At 56.8% G+C, this 17,774-nt stretch carries 21 protein-coding genes and 2 pseudogenes; 11 read left to right on the forward strand and 12 right to left on the reverse strand.

Annotated elements, in window-relative coordinates:
• Window positions 1-15: 15 nt before the first annotated feature.
• From ACR0AD_RS20325 to ACR0AD_RS20335, 3 genes are all read right to left on the reverse strand, one after another.
• Window positions 16-465, reverse strand: coding sequence for a hypothetical protein (locus ACR0AD_RS20325; protein WP_480489489.1), 450 nt, complete (start codon window positions 463-465; stop codon window positions 16-18).
• A gap of 75 nt (window positions 466-540) precedes the next feature.
• The gene (locus tag ACR0AD_RS20330) at window positions 541-972 is read right to left on the reverse strand and encodes a tautomerase family protein (RefSeq protein ID WP_480489490.1); all 432 of its coding nucleotides are present in this window, start codon (window positions 970-972) and stop codon (window positions 541-543) included.
• A 349-nt stretch (window positions 973-1,321) separates the two neighbouring features.
• The gene (locus ACR0AD_RS20335; protein ID WP_480489491.1) at window positions 1,322-1,897 is read right to left on the reverse strand and encodes a TetR/AcrR family transcriptional regulator; all 576 of its coding nucleotides are present in this window, start codon (window positions 1,895-1,897) and stop codon (window positions 1,322-1,324) included.
• Window positions 1,898-2,192: 295 nt separating this feature from the next.
• On the opposite strand from ACR0AD_RS20335, the gene ACR0AD_RS20340 reads away from it, so the two are divergent.
• From ACR0AD_RS20340 to ACR0AD_RS20350, 3 genes are all read left to right on the forward strand, one after another.
• Window positions 2,193-2,612 carry a VOC family protein gene (locus ACR0AD_RS20340; RefSeq protein ID WP_480489492.1) on the forward strand — a complete coding sequence of 140 codons (420 nt, stop codon included), beginning with the start codon at window positions 2,193-2,195 and terminating at the stop codon, window positions 2,610-2,612.
• Window positions 2,613-2,627: 15 nt separating this feature from the next.
• Complete coding sequence (locus ACR0AD_RS20345) at window positions 2,628-3,296, forward strand: SDR family oxidoreductase (protein ID WP_480489493.1); 669 nt, start codon at window positions 2,628-2,630, stop codon at window positions 3,294-3,296.
• 101 nt (window positions 3,297-3,397) lie between these two features.
• Window positions 3,398-4,273 (forward strand): hypothetical protein, encoded by an 876-nt coding sequence (locus tag ACR0AD_RS20350; RefSeq protein ID WP_480489494.1) that lies wholly within the window; start codon window positions 3,398-3,400, stop codon window positions 4,271-4,273.
• A gap of 165 nt (window positions 4,274-4,438) precedes the next feature.
• On the opposite strand, the gene ACR0AD_RS20355 is transcribed toward ACR0AD_RS20350, so the two are convergent.
• Window positions 4,439-4,696 (reverse strand): alpha/beta fold hydrolase, encoded by a 258-nt coding sequence (locus ACR0AD_RS20355; protein WP_480489495.1) that lies wholly within the window; start codon window positions 4,694-4,696, stop codon window positions 4,439-4,441.
• A 42-nt stretch (window positions 4,697-4,738) separates the two neighbouring features.
• Between ACR0AD_RS20355 and ACR0AD_RS20360 the strand changes: the two are divergent.
• Window positions 4,739-5,053, forward strand: a pseudogene (locus tag ACR0AD_RS20360) (IS6 family transposase); the annotation flags it as partial.
• Window positions 5,054-5,180: 127 nt separating this feature from the next.
• On the opposite strand, the gene ACR0AD_RS20365 reads toward ACR0AD_RS20360, so the two are convergent.
• Window positions 5,181-6,539 (reverse strand): ISKra4 family transposase, encoded by a 1,359-nt coding sequence (locus ACR0AD_RS20365; RefSeq protein ID WP_480489430.1) that lies wholly within the window; start codon window positions 6,537-6,539, stop codon window positions 5,181-5,183.
• Between the two features lie 394 nt (window positions 6,540-6,933).
• On the opposite strand from ACR0AD_RS20365, the pseudogene ACR0AD_RS20370 reads away from it, so the two are divergent.
• Window positions 6,934-7,118: pseudogene (locus ACR0AD_RS20370) on the forward strand (DDE-type integrase/transposase/recombinase); the annotation flags it as partial.
• Between the two features lie 151 nt (window positions 7,119-7,269).
• Here ACR0AD_RS20370 and betI read toward each other — a convergent pair.
• Complete coding sequence (betI, locus tag ACR0AD_RS20375) at window positions 7,270-7,923, reverse strand: transcriptional regulator BetI (protein ID WP_480489431.1); 654 nt, start codon at window positions 7,921-7,923, stop codon at window positions 7,270-7,272.
• Window positions 7,924-8,031: 108 nt separating this feature from the next.
• On the opposite strand from betI, the gene choX reads away from it, so the two are divergent.
• Genes choX through ACR0AD_RS20405 form a run of 6 tightly spaced genes read left to right on the forward strand, consistent with a single transcriptional unit; the run spans window position 8,032 to window position 13,310 of the window.
• On the forward strand, window positions 8,032-8,958 hold the full coding sequence (gene choX / locus ACR0AD_RS20380) for a choline ABC transporter substrate-binding protein (RefSeq protein WP_480489432.1): 927 nt from the start codon (window positions 8,032-8,034) through the stop codon (window positions 8,956-8,958).
• 14 nt (window positions 8,959-8,972) lie between these two features.
• On the forward strand, window positions 8,973-9,875 hold the full coding sequence (locus ACR0AD_RS20385) for an alpha/beta fold hydrolase (RefSeq protein ID WP_480489433.1): 903 nt from the start codon (window positions 8,973-8,975) through the stop codon (window positions 9,873-9,875).
• A 15-nt stretch (window positions 9,876-9,890) separates the two neighbouring features.
• Window positions 9,891-10,724 carry a choline ABC transporter permease subunit gene (gene choW, locus ACR0AD_RS20390; protein WP_480489434.1) on the forward strand — a complete coding sequence of 278 codons (834 nt, stop codon included), beginning with the start codon at window positions 9,891-9,893 and terminating at the stop codon, window positions 10,722-10,724.
• 3 nt (window positions 10,725-10,727) lie between these two features.
• Window positions 10,728-11,783 carry a choline ABC transporter ATP-binding protein gene (choV, locus tag ACR0AD_RS20395; protein WP_480489435.1) on the forward strand — a complete coding sequence of 352 codons (1,056 nt, stop codon included), beginning with the start codon at window positions 10,728-10,730 and terminating at the stop codon, window positions 11,781-11,783.
• A 25-nt stretch (window positions 11,784-11,808) separates the two neighbouring features.
• A complete protein-coding gene (locus ACR0AD_RS20400) occupies window positions 11,809-12,915 on the forward strand; it encodes an extracellular solute-binding protein (RefSeq protein ID WP_480489436.1) in 1,107 nt (368 codons plus the stop codon).
• Window positions 12,916-12,935: 20 nt separating this feature from the next.
• Window positions 12,936-13,310: a BCCT family transporter gene (locus ACR0AD_RS20405; RefSeq protein WP_480489437.1), complete on the forward strand. Its 375-nt coding sequence runs from the start codon at window positions 12,936-12,938 to the stop codon at window positions 13,308-13,310.
• Here ACR0AD_RS20405 and ACR0AD_RS20410 read toward each other — a convergent pair.
• The 6 genes from ACR0AD_RS20410 to ACR0AD_RS20435 form a co-directional block, all read right to left on the reverse strand.
• Window positions 13,261-13,941 carry an IS6 family transposase gene (locus ACR0AD_RS20410; protein ID WP_480489438.1) on the reverse strand — a complete coding sequence of 227 codons (681 nt, stop codon included), beginning with the start codon at window positions 13,939-13,941 and terminating at the stop codon, window positions 13,261-13,263. The two genes, ACR0AD_RS20405 and ACR0AD_RS20410, sit on opposite strands and share 50 nt — an antisense overlap.
• A 122-nt stretch (window positions 13,942-14,063) precedes the next feature.
• Window positions 14,064-14,825 carry an ABC transporter ATP-binding protein gene (locus ACR0AD_RS20415; protein ID WP_480489439.1) on the reverse strand — a complete coding sequence of 254 codons (762 nt, stop codon included), beginning with the start codon at window positions 14,823-14,825 and terminating at the stop codon, window positions 14,064-14,066.
• The gene (locus tag ACR0AD_RS20420; protein ID WP_480489440.1) at window positions 14,822-15,928 is read right to left on the reverse strand and encodes a FecCD family ABC transporter permease; all 1,107 of its coding nucleotides are present in this window, start codon (window positions 15,926-15,928) and stop codon (window positions 14,822-14,824) included. Before ACR0AD_RS20420 ends, ACR0AD_RS20415 begins: the two co-directional genes overlap by 4 nt.
• Window positions 15,928-17,046: an ABC transporter substrate-binding protein gene (locus tag ACR0AD_RS20425; RefSeq protein ID WP_480489441.1), complete on the reverse strand. Its 1,119-nt coding sequence runs from the start codon at window positions 17,044-17,046 to the stop codon at window positions 15,928-15,930. The genes ACR0AD_RS20420 and ACR0AD_RS20425 overlap by 1 nt, the downstream gene beginning before the upstream one ends.
• Before the next feature lie 82 nt (window positions 17,047-17,128).
• On the reverse strand, window positions 17,129-17,503 hold the full coding sequence (locus ACR0AD_RS20430; protein WP_480489442.1) for a DUF2946 family protein: 375 nt from the start codon (window positions 17,501-17,503) through the stop codon (window positions 17,129-17,131).
• Window positions 17,500-17,774: hypothetical protein (locus ACR0AD_RS20435; protein ID WP_480489443.1), on the reverse strand; the 275-nt coding region annotated here is incomplete at its 5' end. The genes ACR0AD_RS20435 and ACR0AD_RS20430, both read right to left, overlap by 4 nt.

The raw sequence follows: 17,774 nt of genomic DNA on the forward strand, positions 1-17,774 counted from the left end.
CAGCCTATGGGCCGGCTACACCGATGAAATGGTGGCGTGACCCAGCCTCCGCCAATGAAGCACAATCTGCCGCCAACAACTTGGCAATACCTCGAAGGGAACATTTGCCTGAACTTCGTCATAAACGAATGCCCCACGACACATCTTTGATGATTGGTGGAAAAAGGGCGACCAGATGTCGGCGCTTGCATCGCGGACCACTTGGGCATCAAAGATACGGGTCATCTGGCCAACACTAAAAGATTGCCCAATTTCCAAGAAGGTATCGAGGCAAAAATGCTGGGCGTCTTCGATACTGTCGAACGCGCAAACACTGCCGATAAGTCTGTTGCAGAGGCCAGAGAGCCAGGTCAAGCTTTGAAAGCCTGGGGCTGCAGTGATTTGTTCGTTCAATTCCTTCAGGGGCAAATGACCAAACGGTGCTGAAACTTGAAGCTCAGTGTAGACAAACGCTTGAGGTATCATTGCCTCTATACTCCCTTCGCTATGAGGCAGAGAATGACCCACTTAAGCGGGCCATTCTGGGTTCGCGACCGTGGCTTATGCAGCCGGGATGCCCATTGCTGCCTGAATGAACGGCAAGCGAAGTACCTGCCCCATACCTGCCCAACACCCGTCGTTGACGTGATTCAAATGCGCCCAGTGGTTCAGCCGCCCCTCATATGTCCCCACAATGTCGTCGACAATTTTCCCGATTTCCGCGGCAAGTCCCTCGCGTGTTGTATTGTTCAGGGCACCTTCGGGCGTCGTGACGAATACAAGAACAGGTGGTTCCTCAGAAACTTCGCCACCAATATACGTCGCGCCGGACGGTAGTTCCGTGAATTGCGCCCAGACCAGCGATTGCGCGCTGTCACTGTCCAGCGGCGCATTTTCAGCCGAGAGAACCGCATCGGAAAGGCGTTTCATCAAGGCGTCCTGTTTCTCCTTGGTCAATGTATCTTTTTGCGCAGTAACTTGGATAAGTGGCATTTCATTCTCCTTTGATGGATTAGGCGATCCGGCATCGTTGTCTTGACCGGCCTCAACCACCGGCTTTTACGAAGGCACATGTTCTCTGTCCGCAGGAAAGGCCTTCATATCTTTCCACGGTCTGACGATGATTTTGCGCTATAGAAAGTAGTCGCTCTCCATTGTTAGATTGTGATTGCTCTTTATTCAAGACAAAAAGAGCAATCAGTATTTATAGATTATTCACCCGTCTGAACTAGAGTTTTTTACCCTATTTATCAGTATCATAAGGCGTCATTTACGCCTTTTGCTGAAGACGATCTCCCAGCCGCCGGATGCCAGAGTTTCGAGAGCAGAGCGAGCGCAGGCTCTAGAATCGTCCCGATGAAATGGCCTCACGGATTGATGTCGTGATTTCCATGGACAGACCATCATCGTGTACGGCACGCGCCATAAGCACACCCCCTGCCAACATGGCAAGCATTGTCCAGGCCTGCGCGCGGTCTGTGCCCTGATCCGCCTCAGGCAAGCTCTCCGAAACGATCTTGGCCACTTTTTCCAGCTTCACTTGAAAGACCTGTTTGGTGTCCTCCGGTGCACGCGCAACTTCCGGGGCAAAGGCGGGCAGGGGGCACGTATCTTCCGCACAGTTAAGCTTCACATCGCCAAAATAGAAATCAGCAAAAGCATCTGTCCAGTTCTCCCCATGGGTGTCCTGAGAAGCCTTTATGCCAGCAGCCAGCTCTTCCATCCCCTGTTCGACAATTGTACGAAACGCTTCAGCTTTCGACGTGAAGTTGCTGTAGAATGCGCCGTTGGTAACGCCAGCCTCTTTGGTCAGCCCATCAATCCCCAAACCGTCAAATCCCTCTGCCCGAAACCTTCGGGCAGCAGCATCAAGCAGCTTTCGACGAGTTTCCTTCTTGTGTTCAACGCTGTAGCGCATCCGAACCTCTTTCTTCGGCCAGTGATCATGCACTTATGCCCGGGAATCCAGCACATATAGAGAGCACATATTATCTAAATGCCTTTCGCCTCAAATTCAACTGTTTAGAACACTGCGGCAGACAGCGGCTTCCACCCACAGGTCCACAACCACCAAGGATTTCAGATCGGCGATTGAAAAGAATGGGATTGTATAAAGAGCGATCTATTTCTAAATAGAGAGTGATTGGTGTTTAAATCTGCTGCCGGATGCCATCACCATGATCTGAGAAACACTTGAAAAGGAATAGTCGGCCATGACCGAAACAGCAGCGCTTACTCAAGGGGTCCATCACATCGGTCTGACGGTGGAAGACCTCGCTCTACCGCTGGCGTTCTTCGTTCACGCACTCGGGTTTCGCCAGGTCGGGGAAGATACTGGATACCCCGCCGTCTTCTTGTCGGATGGAACCTTTGTTCTAACTTTATGGCAGGCGAGAACAGCGGAGCCAGCGGTCACGTTTGATCGGAAAAGGAACGTTGGCCTTCACCATCTTGCGTTACAGGTCGCCGACAAAACCGCACTCAAAACCGTATTCGAAAGGCTTAAGAACTGGCCGGATGTCATGATGGAATTTGAACCGATGCCACCGGGGCAGGGTTCGGGGTCACGCCATTTCATCTGTCTCATTCCGGGGGGCATCCGGTTGGAGTTCTTTGCCCCGGCCACGACTTGAGGACGGTGTAAGGGGATGAAAAACAGAAACGTTGTCATAACCGGCGCCAACAGGGGTATCGGTTTTGAGCTGACCCGCCTCTATCACGCAGACGGGGATCATGTGACCGCAATTTGCCGGATTGGCTCTCCCGCATTGACCCACTTGGGCATTCAAGTCGTTGAAGGTGTCGATATGGCCGATCCTGGCGCAATCCGGAAAGCAGCTCTTGGATTTGCAGATCGCTCCATTGACTTGCTGGTGAACAATGCCGGCTTACGCACCTTCGAAACCTTCGATGACCTGGATAGCGACCGCATCCTGCATCAGTTCAGTGTCAACGCTTTGGCGCCGCTTTCGATGACCCATGCGCTGGCAGGCAAGTTACGTAATGGGGCCAAGGTTGTCCTGATATCCTCCAGAGCGGGTTCGATTACCGACAATGGCAGTGGTGGCGAATATGGGTACCGGATGTCCAAAGCTGCGCTGAACATGGCCGGTGTAAACCTTGCACGGGACATGCGATCGCGCGGCATAGCAGTGTTCATGCTTCACCCGGGTTTTGTGAAAACGGATCTGACTGACAATCAGGGACTGGTCAGCGCGGCAGAATCTGCCGCCGGGCTTGTCGCACTAACGAACAGTCTGGGCATTGAGGACAGCGGTCATTTCTTCCATGCAAATGGGGAGGAGTTGCCATGGTAAAGAACGGTACCCCGTCACCTCCGCACGGTTGGGGGCATAAGGACAGCCCGTTTCACGCGGGAGAGATAGAGGTTCAGACACGGCTGGGTGTGCGCGAGAGAATGGAAGAGATCGGTCGAAAGGTGATCCGTGACTATATGCCCGAACAGCACCGGGCATTTTATGCCCAACTGCCCTGGATTTTTGTCGGCGCAGTCGATGAGGCTGGACAACCCTGGGCCAGTGTTCTTACGGGAAAGCCCGGCTTCATCTCATCGGCCGATCCGATATCCCTTCATATCGCGTCGACTGCGATGCAAAATTACCCCCTGACAGGATCGCTAAAGCCGGGCCACCAGATCGGGCTGCTCGGTATTGAACTGCCCACACGACGGCGAAATCGCGTCAATGGCGGAATTGTACAGGCCACATCAGAGGGCCTGCACATTGCTGTCACCCAGAGCTTTGGCAACTGCCCGAAATACATCCAGGCAAGACTTGAAAAAGATGGTCCGCCGCGCATAGCCCATGGTGCACGCCCGATCATGACTGAGAATCTGTTTCCCCAGGATCAAGAACTGATCACCAACGCGGATACATTCTTTGTCGCCTCACACAGCGGCACCATTCGTGGTGTCTCTGCTGGTGTCGATGTTTCCCACCGCGGAGGGAAGCCCGGTTTTGTCAGAATAGATGGCGAAAGGACACTAACCGTCCCAGATTTTGCAGGTAACTCGCTTTACAATACAATCGGAAACTTGATGATAGCGCCGAGGTCTGGACTTCTTTTTCCAAACTGGCGAACAGGGGATCTGCTATACGTGGCCGCTACAGCCGAAATCATTTGGGACGGTCCGGAGGTCAGTGCTTTTTCTGGGGCGCAACGACTGATCCGATTTCATGTGAAGCGGACAATCAGGTTGAATCACGTGCTGGAGACAAGATGGCATGATCCTGATATGTCACCGTTTCTCGGTAAAACGGGTGAATGGGAATGACCACAGAAGAGATGCCGTGCTGCAGGCGTAAATGAACTCTCCATCCGTTTCTCGAGTCAGGAACTGCCGCCACTAGCTTAAATCTGTACCCTTCACGAGTCCGAATAATGCCCGGCACCTCTTTGGCGAGGGCCGGGCACATCTGTGTTTCGGTCGCCAGTCCGTTCAGTTCACAGCATCGCCCAGAAATTCAAGGATTTCCGCGCCGATTTCGTCATTGTGAGTTTCAAGCGCGAAATGGCCGCTGTCATAAAGATGAACGGTCGCGTTCGGGCTGTCGGTCTTAAACGCCTCAGCCCCTGCAGGCAGGAAAAACGGATCGCCATTGCCCCACACGGCCAGGATCGGCACGCCGCTTTCCCGGAAATACGCCTGAAAATCGGGATATAGTGCGACATTGTTCTGATAGTCTCCGAACGGCATTGCCAACTTGTTTGCGCGTTCTGAACTGGTTAGGCCTCACGCATGAAGATGCCGTCCAAGATGCCGCGCCTGAAGGGTTTTCGTTTTCCGCGCGAGATCATCGCCTATGCCGTTTGGGTCTACCATCGCTTTGCGCTCAGCACCGCTGATGTTGAAGATTTGCTCGCGGAACGCGGCGTAACGGTCAGCCGGGAAACGATCCGGCAATGGGTCAACCGCTTTGGCGGCCATTTCGCGAATTGCATCAGGCGAGACCGGCCAGGGACGGCCGACAAATGGCATTTGGACGAAGTTGTCATCCCGATCAACGGTCAGAAATGCTGGCTCTGGCGGGCGGTGGATGCGAACGGAGATACTTGTCACTGTGCCGTAAATTACTGGACGCTGGCTCAAAAAAGTTGAGCAAAATCAGTACTTGATTGTGCCTTTAATTTCTGGACTGTATCATTAATTACCGGACTGGGGAGTGGAAAGAAGTTGGGGATCAAGCCGCGCGAAGCTGCCCTTCGCCAAGCCTTCCGTCCAAGACCGCGGCTCTGACCGTTGCCACTCGGTGTGCACCTTGCGGTGACCAGCGCATTCGGCGTCTCTGGCCCATACGAGCATTGGCGACGTCATTAACCAAGCCTTCTGCTCGAGAAGTCGAGACTGGCTTGCCGTTGCGTCGCCGATGACCATAGTCGACCAATGCCGCGCGATTGTATTGCAGATAGGTTTGCAGCTCCATTGTACGCGAAACTGCCGAAAACGCTGCGTCGTTCGTTCTGCCAAAAGTTTGGCTTCGCACGTGCTGGCCAAATCGGAACAGCGCTTCAATGGCATCAAGCGCACGAGCCGTTTGGCCATGCCATATGCACCAGCGCAAGTTTTGTACTAGCTTCTTGACCGCGAGACCCTCAGGGTCCTCAAACAAAGAAAACAGGGTTTGAAATGTCGTTTCCACATGTCTGATGCGTATTGAAATATGCCACCAGTCTAGGATGTGATTGATCTCCGCACCGGTAGCGTTGCGCACCAGCCGTGGCAATGCGGAGTCACCATCGGACAAAACCGTAACAGCGGTGCCATCACGCCATCCGGCGGCTTCCAGATTTCTTCGCAAATAATCCCGTGGATTGTCCGCACCGATCACACTCAGACCAAATCGGCGTTTCTCGCGTCCCTCGCTCTCGATGGAGCCAACAATGAGTTCAAAGTTTCGCCGCTGATATTCCGGTCTCGACCGCACATAAGCGCTATCCAGAAACACTGTAATATCAGGCGACTTTGGGCGTTGGTCGGTCTCGGAGGCCGCAGAGCGTTCGTCGCTCACAAGGTTGTCAGCGGTGGTCGCGAGTCGATTGCGGATCGTCACATGGTTCTGCTTGCTGCAGGGTGTCAGTTGATTCAGAAGTCTCGCAGCTTCCCGAAAACTGTGGCGCGCTCCCAGTTCTGCCTGCAATCGCCGAAGCTCTGGCGTGGCGTTGTCCGGCAAAAGGCGAGTTAGAGGAGAGTGCGCGACTTTCAACATTGGAAGTCCCGGCAGCCCACACATGCATATCCGAACCCGGGGTGCTTCGATGGTTACGCGACCGAAAAGCGTGTCGATGCGGCGTTGGCGGCGATCATGAACCGGCAGATATGTTCCGCAGAAACGACATACGCGAGCGATTTCGCTGATCTCTTCGACCTGATCCTGCAGTAACGCCCGCTGAATTTCTTTCAGCATCGATTTCGCCTCGGCCAGACACAGTCCAAGGTCCTCGTTCGATGCACCCACTGTTCGGCGTTCCAGAGTAATAATTTCGTGCGATCGCGTCTCGCCCCAGCCAAATTCGGTCTCTAACTTGATCCTGAATTTCATCGCTATGCCTCCTGAAAAAACAGCGAAACTCTAGATCAGAAACTTCCGGTATCCCCACATTTTTTCCACTCCCTGTATCTGCGTCCAGTAATTAAGGGCACAATGACAACGGGCTCCTTTCCATGGTCAGCAACCAAGGGAGCCAGCGGGCTACACGACAACTACGGATCCGCGCTCGCAGCGGTCGCTACCGAAGGCGCCACCGGTTCAAGCACCGGTAGCGGCGGGCAAGTCGAAGGGGCGGCCAGATAACAACTCGAGCTCACAGCTCATCAGATACTTCGGCCTGCCCGCCATTCGTGCTCCCAACGCCCCAATCCCGGTGGATCAATAATAAACCACATTGAGGTCTTCGGAACCTCCGATTGAAGCGTCGCGATCATTCATGCCAGATAACAACATGATCGAGCAGGATCATCGGTTTATCAAGCGCCGCGTGCGGCACATGTGCGGGTTTAAATCGTCCAGATCCGCTTCGGCTACTCTGGACGGTATTGAGGTTGCGAACATGATCCGAAAGCAGCAATTCCCCAGCACTACGCATTTGGCTTTCGGATGTTTGCTGAGATCGCAGGATAACTGCGTCCAGTATGACGCTGACTCTGGTTTTCACAATATTTTGCTACATAACCAAAATTTGCGACAAAGCCAAAGTGTCAACTGAAAATCCATATCGTTTCAAGGCAGGAGCAATGTACCTCTCTTGTCGCCCTCGGATGTCAGTGTCTGCTCACAGGCTTCTTTGTTGCGACATTGCGGCTGCCAGAATACTCATCTTTTGACGAGCGTCCGAGCGCTCTGACGTGTCTTCAAAAGTCTGGCTGATGACGTCTTCGATATGGGTTTTCGCGTCCGTTCTGTCCAATCCGCCGATCTGGAGGCCACATCTCATCCATAGCCCATCGATCAACAAGCTGACGGTATGGGCCGCGCTGCGGGCCTTGTCATCTGATGCGCCTGTGCCTTTCAACGCTCCAAACAAATTGCTGTACAACCGGTGATGAATGACAGTCTGCAAACGCTGAAATTGTGGATTGTGTGGAACTTCGGCGCACATCGCGATCCATCCGTGCGCAACTTGTGACCGGAAGGTCGTGGGGGAAAAGTTCGCCTCGATAATTGCATAGAACTTTTCCCAAGGGGTTTCGGCCAGTCGCTGGAGCGTGACGGATTCACCGCGAAGCGCGCCGTTGGCCTTACGCAACGCGGTTTCGATCAGATCCCCCTTGGTGCCGAAGTAGTGCAAAACGCTGGCCTTGGATGCGCCGGTGTGTTCGGCAACCCGCTGTAACGTCGTGCCTTTCATCCCGTGTAAGGACAGGACTTCGAACGCAGCAGTTGCGAATTCATCGCGTCTGATTTCGGCAATGCTTCTTCTACCCATGGATTCTCCTCTGACCTCCCAAGGGTATTGTTTGTTGACTCTATGGTCAATCTATCCTACTGGATGATTTATTGACCCAAAGGTCAGCAAAATAAATGGGAGGTCAAAATGATTGATAAACTTCGTCATCTTCTTGCGATACCCGCGCTCACAGTGGTTACCAGTCAGGCTTTCGCAGATTGCGGCACTGTTCGTATGGCCGAACCCGGATGGACAGATCTTGCGCTGACGACCGGGGTCGCCAGTGTTGTTCTTGAAGGGTTGGGATATCAGGCAGAAAGCGACGTTCTCGGCATTCCGGTTATCTATGAATCCATGGTCGGCAAGGATCTGGATGTATTCCTTGGATACTGGGACCCGGCGATGGAAACCTACTATCAAGCCTATCGCGACAGCGGAGCCATCGAAACCGTACACCAGAATCTCGAGGGCGCCAAATTCACTTTTGCGGTCCCGAAATACGTCTATGATGCTGGTGTCACCGATTTCGCGGATCTGGCCGCTCATGCGGACAAGTTCGACAGCCAGATGTACGGGATTGAGCCGGGCTCCAACGACATCATGCTCGACATCGTCGGCAAGAATGCCTTTGGTCTGGACGACTGGAAAGTCGTCGAAAGCTCTGAACAGGGCATGCTGGCGCAGGTCAAGAAGAACCAGCACAAGGAAGACTGGATCGTGTTCCTGGCCTGGGCCCCGCATCCGATGAACACGGAATTCGAAATCGAATATCTGACCGGTGGTGACGATTTTTATGGCCCGAACTTCGGCGGTGCCACCGTGCATACGCAGGTGCGCTCTGGCTACCTTCAGGAGTGTGAGAATGTCGGCAAGCTGCTAATGCAGATGACCTTCGACATCCCGATGGAAAGCGAAGGCATGGGCTATATCCTAACCGACGGCGACGATCCGAAGGATGCTGGCACAAAACTGTTGAAGGCCCATCCTGAGTATCTCGAAGGCTGGCTCGACGGGGTCACAACGCTGGATGGTCAGAACGGGCTTGCTGCCGTCAAGGCACATCTGGGCCTTTGATCGGGGGTGGTGGCGTGACGACGACCACAAAAATCACAGCCTCGATTCCCATACATGTGGAGATGCGCGGCGACCCATCGTCGCCGTGCGTTGTGCTTGTACAGGGTCTTGGGATGCGAATTGCGGACTGGCCGAAAGAGCTGGTGCAGGCCATGGAAAAGGACTTTTTTGTGGTTTGCGTCGAGAATAGGGACATCGGCCAATCTGGCAGCTGTGGGCCGGATATCGACCCGGTGGTCGCAAACGCCCTCGCGCAGGGTGAAACGGACGGCTCATCGCATCCCTATTCTCTCTTTGACATGAGCGAAGATGTTCTTGCCGTCCTGAAGCATCTGAGAATCGAAGATTTCGCCGTCGTCGGCTTTTCTATGGGCGGCATGATCGCGCAGCTGGTTGCGGCCGGGGCACCTGAGTGCGTCACCGCATTTGCGCAGGTTTGCAGCTCTGCAGGCGAAGCCGAAGCACCGGTTCCGGCCGAAGCCATGAGCCGTTTCTTACGAACCTGCCAACCCTTCAACAGCGGGAAGGAACTGGTCGATTGGTTGGCGGAAGATCTGATCTGGAGCGTGGTCCCCACCGATTTTCCGGTGGACGAGGCTTGGGACACCGCCATTGACATGGTCGAAAACGGCTTCACGCAGGGCGGATACACGCGCCAGCTTGCCGCGCTGCTGCATAGCGGCGACAGGACAGATCACCTCAGAAACATTTCGTGCCCCGCATTGGTTCTGGGGGCGCAAAACGACCGTTGCATCAGGCCGGAAAGCTCTTATAGGGCGTCCGGGCTGATCACCGGGTCCAAGCTAGTCGTAGTACCGGGCACGGGGCACGCCCTGTCGCCTCAGGTCCAACAGATCCTGTGCGCTTGGCTGCGAGACACGTTGGTGACGGAGCACAGTCAGCACGAAATTTCATAACCGGGAGGGGTTAAGATGGAATGGCTGGAAGAACAGAAGATCCCGATCGGATCATGGGCAAAGACATGTGTGGAATGGCTTACCGATAATCTCTACTGGTTTTTTGACGGCCTGTCCTTGTTTCTGGAATCGATTATCCTTGGAATTTTGTGGGTCTTACAGGAACCGAACGCGTTCGTCGTGATCGGTGTCATCACGGCGATTGCATGGATTGTGCGCAAGTCCATCGGATTTACCGTCTTCACCCTGCTGGGACTGCTTTTGATCGTGAATCAAGGCTATTGGGTCGAAACCACCGAAACCCTGGCACTGGTTCTGGCCGCAGCCGCGGTTTGCATGGGGCTCGGCGTTCCGCTGGGGATCGCGGCGGCAAGACGGCCATGGCTGTATCGCTTCATGGAGCCAATTCTGGATCTGATGCAGACCATTCCCACGTTTGTCTATCTGATCCCGGCACTGATCCTCTTTGGTCTTGGCATGGTGCCTGGCCTGATCGCCACGGTGATCTTTGCGATCCCGGCGCCAATCCGGCTGACGCATCTGGGCATCACCTCGACCCCGACGGCGCTAATCGAGGCGGGCAAGGCTTTTGGCTCCACGCCAATGCAGCTGATGTGGAAGATCGAACTGCCCTATGCCTTGCCGCAGATCATGGCGGGCCTGACGCAGACGATCATGCTGTCGCTGTCCATGGTAGTGATCGCGGCGCTGGTTGGCGCCGATGGGCTGGGCGTGCCGACATTGCGGGCGTTGAACTCGGTCAATATCGCCAAAGGCTTCGAGGTGGGCATCGCCATCGTCCTGGTCGCGATCATCTTTGATCGCATGTTCAAAAGAGCGGGGAGCTAAGCCATGACCGACACGATGGTACGCTTCGAAGAGGTGAACATTGTCTTTGGCAAGGATCCCAAAGCGGCCCTGCCAATGATGGACAAGGGTATGAGCCGGGCCGAGATTCAGGTTGAAACCGGCCAGGTTCTTGGGGTCCATGATTGCTCGATCGATATCAAGAACGGTGAAATCCTGGTTCTGATGGGGCTGTCCGGCTCGGGCAAATCGACCCTGCTGCGCGCGGTGAACGGGCTCAACCCCGTGGTGCGCGGACGGGTTCAGGTGAACACGGGGTCCGGACTGGTGGATGTGGTTCAGGCCAGCCCGGGCGAGTTGCGGCAAATCCGCCGTGACCGGATCGCGATGGTATTCCAGCAATTCGGTCTGCTGCCCTGGCGCACGGTTATCGACAATGTGGCCTATGGGCTGGAAGTGGCGGGTGTGCCCAAGGAGGAACGCTATGCCCGCGCGCGGGCGCAGCTTGAGCTGGTCCACCTTGAGGATTGGGCGGATCGAAAAGTTCAGGAGCTGTCGGGTGGCATGCAGCAGCGTGTCGGTCTGGCCCGCGCCTTTGCCACCGAGGCCCCGATCCTGCTGATGGACGAACCCTTCTCGGCACTCGATCCGCTGATCCGCAACAAGCTTCAGGACGAATTGCTGGAGTTTCAGCAAAAGCTGGGGCGCACGATCGTCTTTGTCAGTCACGATCTGGACGAGGCACTGAAGATCGGATCGCGCATCGCGATCATGGAAGGCGGGCGCATCGTTCAATGCGCCGAACCGCAGGATATCGTGCTGAACCCGGCAACGCCCTATGTCGCCGAATTTGTTGCCCACATGAACCCTCTGAATGTTCTGCGCGCCTTGGAGATCATGAAGGCCGACACCTCACCCGCAACATCGGAAGCCCGTGCGATTTCGGACGACACGCCTCTGAAAGACATCATCTCGATGCTGATCGAGAACCAGAGTGAGGTCGTCGTGACCCGCGGTGACGAGATCGTCGGAAGGATCGATGTGCATGCTGCCTTGTCGTGTTTGCTGCGAACGCAGCAGACAGGAGTGGCAGCGGCCTAAACAAATGCAGCACGGAGGGACTAGAATGAAGAGAGTAAGCCACAGACTGTATTCTGCAGTCGTGGTGTCGACAATGATGTCCGGACCGGTACTGGCGCATGAGGATCTGACATTCGTAAGTTGGACCGGCGCTTACATGCGCAGCCAGATGCTGGGGATTGTAAGGCCTTACGAGGCAGAGACCGGCAAGATCGTGAACGTCGAACACTATGCCGGTGGCATCGACGAGATCCGGGATCAGGTGGAATCGGCCAATGTCGTTTGGGATGTGGTCGATATGACCGAAGCCGACGTGGTGCGCGCCTGCGAGGCCGGCCTCTTGGAGCGTCTCGACACTGTTTCCTTTCCGGACGGAAGCGACGGAACCACGTTCCGGGAAGACTTTACCCAAGGTGCGGTGAGCGCTTGCGGGATCGGCGGCATCAGGTGGTCAACATCCTTTGCCTATGACGCCCGCGTTTTCGGGGACAATGGCCCGACGACCATTGCCGATTTCTTTGACACCAAGGCGTTTCCGGGGCCACGCGCGGTCCGCAAGGATCCTTCTGTTCTGGTGGAATGGGCCTTGCTGGCCGATGGCGTCGCGCCGTCCGACATCCACGCCACGCTGGAGACCGAGGAAGGTCTGGACCGGGCCTTTGCAATGCTCGACCGCATCCGCCCCGGCGTGATCTGGTGGGCTAACGAACATGAGCCGGAACGCCTTCTGGAGGGCGGCGTGGTGCCGATCAGCGCGGCCTGGACCGTGACGGCCATCGAGGCCAGCAAAGGCGAAGGGTCCAACATGACTGTCGTGACCGACGGTGCGGTAACCGAGATGTACCTTTATGCCATTCCGGCAGCATCCCCACGAAAGGCCGAAGCGCTGGATTTCATCCGCTATGCCAGCGGCACGATGGCGCTGGCACGGCAGGCAGGGTTTCTGCCGCTGGAGCCGACCCGGAAATCGGCCATTGCCGCCGTGCCCGCAGAAGTGCGTGCGAATTTCGTGACCGGTGACGGGAAAGAGGACGGGCTGAGCCTGGCTTCGGACGCGAAGTGGTGGTCGGAAAACTATGACCGCATTTCTGTTCGGTTTGAAGAATGGGCAGACCAGTCTGCCCGCAAGGGTGCCTCGGGCGGCATTCGCTGACAGGGATAGGGAGAGAGACAATGACAACTACAAATGAAGCGAACGACACCCCCCATGTGGCCAGTTCGGGACCTCTCGCGGGTTCGAATGTGTTCATGGCCGTGGCCTCGATGATCATGGTGGTGGCCTTCGTGCTGTTCACCATCTCGGATGTTGAATTTGCTGGCTCGATCTTCTCGGCCACCAAGGACTTCATCATGTCCTCGCTGGACTGGTTCTACGTGCTGGTTGTGTCGGTGGTCCTGATATTCGTGATCTGGCTGCCGTTCAGCCGTTTTGGGCATCTGAAGCGGTTCTGTTGCGAGTTTCGTACCAGGGCGAGCGAATGCTCGTTCGTCCGGTTCCTTAGCCGGCCAACAGTGCGAATTGCTGGAACGGACGGAGTCCGGGTGTAAGTTGACCCTTTCGGATCATGTTCGCCACCTCGATACCTGCCAACGTAGACGCAGCTGATGCAAAAGCCTTGAAGCCGAGCATTGATCGCGTGCGGCGCTTGATGAAGCGGTGGTCCTGTTCCACGATATAATTCAAGTATTTGCGCCGCACCATTTCGATCGGTGCACGGCAGCCAAAGCGCTTCAGCATCCGGTTGATGGCATTGATCCCGGCTGTGTTGGCGCCGCTCTTGTCGATGACGATCTTGCGCGGCAAGCCGTTGACCTCAAGCGCCCGGGCGAAGAACTTGGTCGCCGCTGTCTTGTTCCGGCGCTTCGACAGCATGAAATCAAGGGTTTTCCCAAACTTGTCGACGGCCCGGTAGAGATATACCCATTCGCCCTTCACCCGAATATAGGTCTCGTCCATGCGCCAGGAGCGGTCTGTTGCCTTCTTGGTCCGACGCGCCTCCTCCGCCACCTGCGCGGCATATTTTGTGACCCAACGGCTCAACGTCGTGTGGTCCACCTGAATGCCGCGTTCCGCCATGATCTCCTCGAGATCGCGGTAGGAGACAGTGTAGCGAACGTAGAAGAACACTGCATACAGGATCACGTCTTTCGGGAAGTGTGCGCCTTTGAACGAGATCACGCTGCCGACTCCTAACCAGTTATGATTGCATTCGACCGCCGCTTTCCCCGGAATTGAGCCAGAAGGCAATAAATTCGCAACAGAACCGGGTGGGGCGATCCGTTTCCATGGCGCTCACCGGGTCACTCGATCGCGCGAAGGGGCAGGACCTGCGGCAAGCTCTGCGCATCCAACGTGACCTTGGCATCGATACCATACATCGTGCGCAGATTGCCCGGGGTCAGCACGTCGGCGGCCGGACCGGAGGCAATCGGTTCGCCGTGATGCAATCCGACGATGCGATCGGCATATTGCGCGGCGAGGTTCAGATCATGCATGGCCAAGCCGACAATCGTGCCGTTCTCGTGCGACACCCGGTGCAGGCGGCCAAGCACGAGCAGTTGGTGACGCAGATCAAGCGCGGCAGTGGGTTCATCCAGCAGCAGGACGCGCGGTTGCCGGAACAAAGCTTGGGTCAGGAACACCAGCTGCCGTTGCCCGCCACTTATTTCGTCCAACTGCCTTGTGTGCAGCTCTGTCAGCCCGAATGTGTCAAGCGCCGCCATAGCTTCGTCGGTGATGCCCGGCGGCAGGCGCAGGCCCAGGCCGCCCAAGCGGCCCAGAAGCACAACCTCCAACACGGTCAGAGAGGATTGCGAGCTGGTATCCTGCGGCATGTAGGCGATCTGGCTGCGCTGATCCTCGGGGGCGAGCGGCTGTCCGGCAATCGACAGGCTGCCCTGCATTGGCCCAAGCCCGGCCAGGGCGCGCAGCAGGGTGGATTTGCCCGCGCCATTGCATCCAATCAGGGCGGTGATCTTACCCTCGGGCCACTGGTCGTCAAAACCGCGGATCACCAGGCTCTTGCCATAAGAGACAGACAGGTTTTCGATATGCAAACTCACCAATGCCTCCTTTGACCGCGCAGGATCAGGAAGAACAGGAACGGCACGCCAATGAGCGCGGTGACGATGCCGATGGGAATCACCCCACCGGGTGAGACCAGCTTGGACACGACCGAGGCGCCGGTCATGACAATTGCCCCCATACATGCGGCCATGGGCAACAGGATGCGCTGGTCTTCCCCCACCAGCATCCGCGCGAGATGCGGGGCGACAAGGCCGACAAAGCCGATGGTGCCGACAAAGGCCACCGCCGCTGCGGTCAACAAAGCGACCACGCCGAAAAGCTTGATCCTGAGCGCCTGCACATCGACACCGATGGCCGAGGCACGTGCGTCGCCCAAACGCAGAGCGGTCAGTTGCCAGAGGTTCGGCAGCACGGCGAGACTGCTGACGACAAACACAACCGCGACGATGGGCACGTTGCTCCAACTGGCCTTGAGCAACGAGCCGAACAGCCAGAACACGATGGCCTGAAGCACCTCGGGCGCGGCCATGTATTGCACCAGAGATTGCGCCGATTGGAACATGAACAGCGTGGCAATCCCGGCCAGAACCATGATCTCTGGCCGCATGCCGCGTATCCTTGAAAAGGCAAAGACCAACGCTGCCGCCAACACACACATGACAAAGGCCGCCAAGGGAACAGTCATCCACGGCAGAACTGGCAGGGTGATCCCGGTCAGGATCGCAAGCGCCGCCCCAAACCCGGCCGCCGCGGAAAAGCCCAGCGTATAGGGGCTGGCCAACGGATTGCCGAGGATGGTCTGCATATGCACCCCCGCCGTGCCAAGCGACATGCCCACAAGAATTGCCATCAGCGCCATCGGCATGCGGATGTCCTGCACGATCACGCGGATCATTGGCTCGGCGCTGGCTGGCATGAACAGCCCTGTCAGTACCTGATCCAACCGCAGCATCGCCGGACCGGTCAGGATATCGGCCACGATCAACGCGGCAAGAACCACCCCGGCCCCGGCAAGCCGGGTCAGGCGCCACAGCATCAGGGCGCGGTAGGCGGTTGCATGGGCGTCTGTGCCGGTATCGGGGGCGATCTGCGCCGCCCCCGATGATGCCACAGGTGATGCCCCATCCGGGGCCGCCATCAGCTATCGCCGCCGGGCAGCCGGGTCATGTAGGTGCCCTTGAACTCCACCGGCATGTAGGTGGCAAAGAACCGGTCCAGAGATGCCTGCGGGTCCACATCCGCAAAGGATTCGGGATACATCGCCTTGGCGAGGAATTGCAGGAAAGCATAGTCATAAAGCGTGCGGTTGCCGCCATGATAGACACCGATAATCCGGTTCTCCTTGACCGCATCCAGACCATCCCAGCCGGGACGGCCCAGATAGGCCTTCATCCGCTCATGGGTCAGCGCGCTGTCCACGCCCGGCCCCATGATCACTGCTTCGTCGCGCCCGGCCCAGCCCGATCCGGCCAGCATGATCACCTGCGGGTTCTGTGCCAGAACGTATTCGGGGCTCAGCTTGCCCCAGTTGCTGATCTGACCATTTGCGATGTTGATGGCGCCCAACTGGTCGATCACGCTGCCCCATTGGGTGCCGGAATAGGAATTGTCGACCGTGTCCTTGCCCTTTCGAGCCAGCTCTACGTACACGCGCGGTGCAGCGCCTTCGGGCAGGTTTGCCAGACGGGCTTCGACCTCGGCCACGGCGGCGGCATATTCATCACCCAGCGTCTTGGCGCGCTCTTCAGCGCCCATCAGAGCCCCCAGAAGCTCGGTTGATTTCACGTGCATCTCAACAGTCTGGGCGTTGTAGTCGAGGACGACGATCGGGATGCCCGCGGCCTCGATCCGGTCGGCCACCTCGCCCAATGCCTTGTATTGCCACGCGGCCAGAACGGCGACATCGGGTTGTGCCGCAATCGCCGCTTCCAGCGAGAAGGTGCCGGAATCGACCTCGCCTACATCGGCCAATTCCTCCAGACGCGGGATTGCAGCGGCATAGGTCTGCCACTGCAGGTTGCGCCACCCGGCCCAGGTATCCTTGGAAATGGCGACAACCCGGTCATAGGCCTCAGGGCCTGCTACGGCCATGAAATCCTCGAAATAGAATCCCAGCAGGATGCGCTGCGGGTCCTCGGGCACTTCGACGGTGCGGCCCATTGTGTCGGTCAGGGTGATGTTTTCGGCCCAGGCGGGTGTGGCGAAGGATACCGCGAATGCGGCTGCGGCAACGCCGCGTGCAAGTGTCTTGAACATGGGTTTTCCTTTGGTTCACACAAGTTGCCCGAAACCGGCCTACCGGCGCAGTTCGGGTTGGGAAGTCAGGTATTGTGAAAACTCAAAGGAGAGGTGGTGCGCGGCTTTGATAATCGGCAGCAAGACGCAGCGGTTTATGTGGCGGCGGCACCAGAACCAATTTGTTCTGATAGTCATGCGCCAGCGCCTGCCAGGCGACATCGCCCCGTTCGGCCGTATCGACAATCAGCCCGAAAGATTGGCACCAGTCACAGCCGTCACGGCCCGCAACCGGTTCAACCGGCTCGCCGGTTTCCGGATCAATCGCGATTGTCTGAGCGCCGAAGGGTGAACAGATTTCGATCTGCATCGCATTGGCCGACGATCCGACGAACACACCCGCCATCGCGAACTGAATGAACAGCCACGTTATCGCGGGGAACAGCAATATGAATCTATCTAGGCCGACTGTTTTCAAGCGGTGCTCTTTGTCTGCGGATCACCAGTATTTTTGGCAAACAAGACCCATGGGTTCAACCAGATAGGACACGCAATCCAAATTTGCGCCACTTTGCCGCAAAGCGGCAGTTCGCTCATTTCGCAGCGTTTGATGAAATGGGCTCGATGCCGACTTCGGAGCAGTCGCAGTATCCGATCGGGTATTGCCAAGTTGTTGGCGGCAGATTGTGCTTCATTGGCGGAGGCTGGGTCACGCCACCATTTCATCGGTGTAGCCGGCCCATAGGCTG

It is taken from the genome of Ruegeria sp. BH8 (genome assembly GCF_056538065.1).

Excerpts from the sequence above, each read along its gene's own strand:
- ACR0AD_RS20325 (WP_480489489.1), bottom strand. The coding sequence starts at position 465 with ATGATACCTCAAGCGTTTGTCTACACTGAGCTTCAAGTTTCAGCACCG.
- ACR0AD_RS20330 (WP_480489490.1), bottom strand. The coding sequence starts at position 972 with ATGCCACTTATCCAAGTTACTGCGCAAAAAGATACATTGACCAAGGAG.
- ACR0AD_RS20335 (WP_480489491.1), bottom strand. The coding sequence starts at position 1,897 with ATGCGCTACAGCGTTGAACACAAGAAGGAAACTCGTCGAAAGCTGCTT.
- ACR0AD_RS20340 (WP_480489492.1), top strand. The coding sequence starts at position 2,193 with ATGACCGAAACAGCAGCGCTTACTCAAGGGGTCCATCACATCGGTCTG.
- ACR0AD_RS20345 (WP_480489493.1), top strand. The coding sequence starts at position 2,628 with ATGAAAAACAGAAACGTTGTCATAACCGGCGCCAACAGGGGTATCGGT.
- ACR0AD_RS20350 (WP_480489494.1), top strand. The coding sequence starts at position 3,398 with ATGGAAGAGATCGGTCGAAAGGTGATCCGTGACTATATGCCCGAACAG.
- ACR0AD_RS20355 (WP_480489495.1), bottom strand. The coding sequence starts at position 4,696 with ATGCCGTTCGGAGACTATCAGAACAATGTCGCACTATATCCCGATTTT.
- ACR0AD_RS20365 (WP_480489430.1), bottom strand. The coding sequence starts at position 6,539 with ATGAAATTCAGGATCAAGTTAGAGACCGAATTTGGCTGGGGCGAGACG.
- betI (WP_480489431.1), bottom strand. The coding sequence starts at position 7,923 with ATGGGTAGAAGAAGCATTGCCGAAATCAGACGCGATGAATTCGCAACT.
- choX (WP_480489432.1), top strand. The coding sequence starts at position 8,032 with ATGATTGATAAACTTCGTCATCTTCTTGCGATACCCGCGCTCACAGTG.
- choW (WP_480489434.1), top strand. The coding sequence starts at position 9,891 with ATGGAATGGCTGGAAGAACAGAAGATCCCGATCGGATCATGGGCAAAG.
- choV (WP_480489435.1), top strand. The coding sequence starts at position 10,728 with ATGACCGACACGATGGTACGCTTCGAAGAGGTGAACATTGTCTTTGGC.
- ACR0AD_RS20400 (WP_480489436.1), top strand. The coding sequence starts at position 11,809 with ATGAAGAGAGTAAGCCACAGACTGTATTCTGCAGTCGTGGTGTCGACA.
- ACR0AD_RS20405 (WP_480489437.1), top strand. The coding sequence starts at position 12,936 with ATGACAACTACAAATGAAGCGAACGACACCCCCCATGTGGCCAGTTCG.
- ACR0AD_RS20420 (WP_480489440.1), bottom strand. The coding sequence starts at position 15,928 with ATGGCGGCCCCGGATGGGGCATCACCTGTGGCATCATCGGGGGCGGCG.
- ACR0AD_RS20425 (WP_480489441.1), bottom strand. The coding sequence starts at position 17,046 with ATGTTCAAGACACTTGCACGCGGCGTTGCCGCAGCCGCATTCGCGGTA.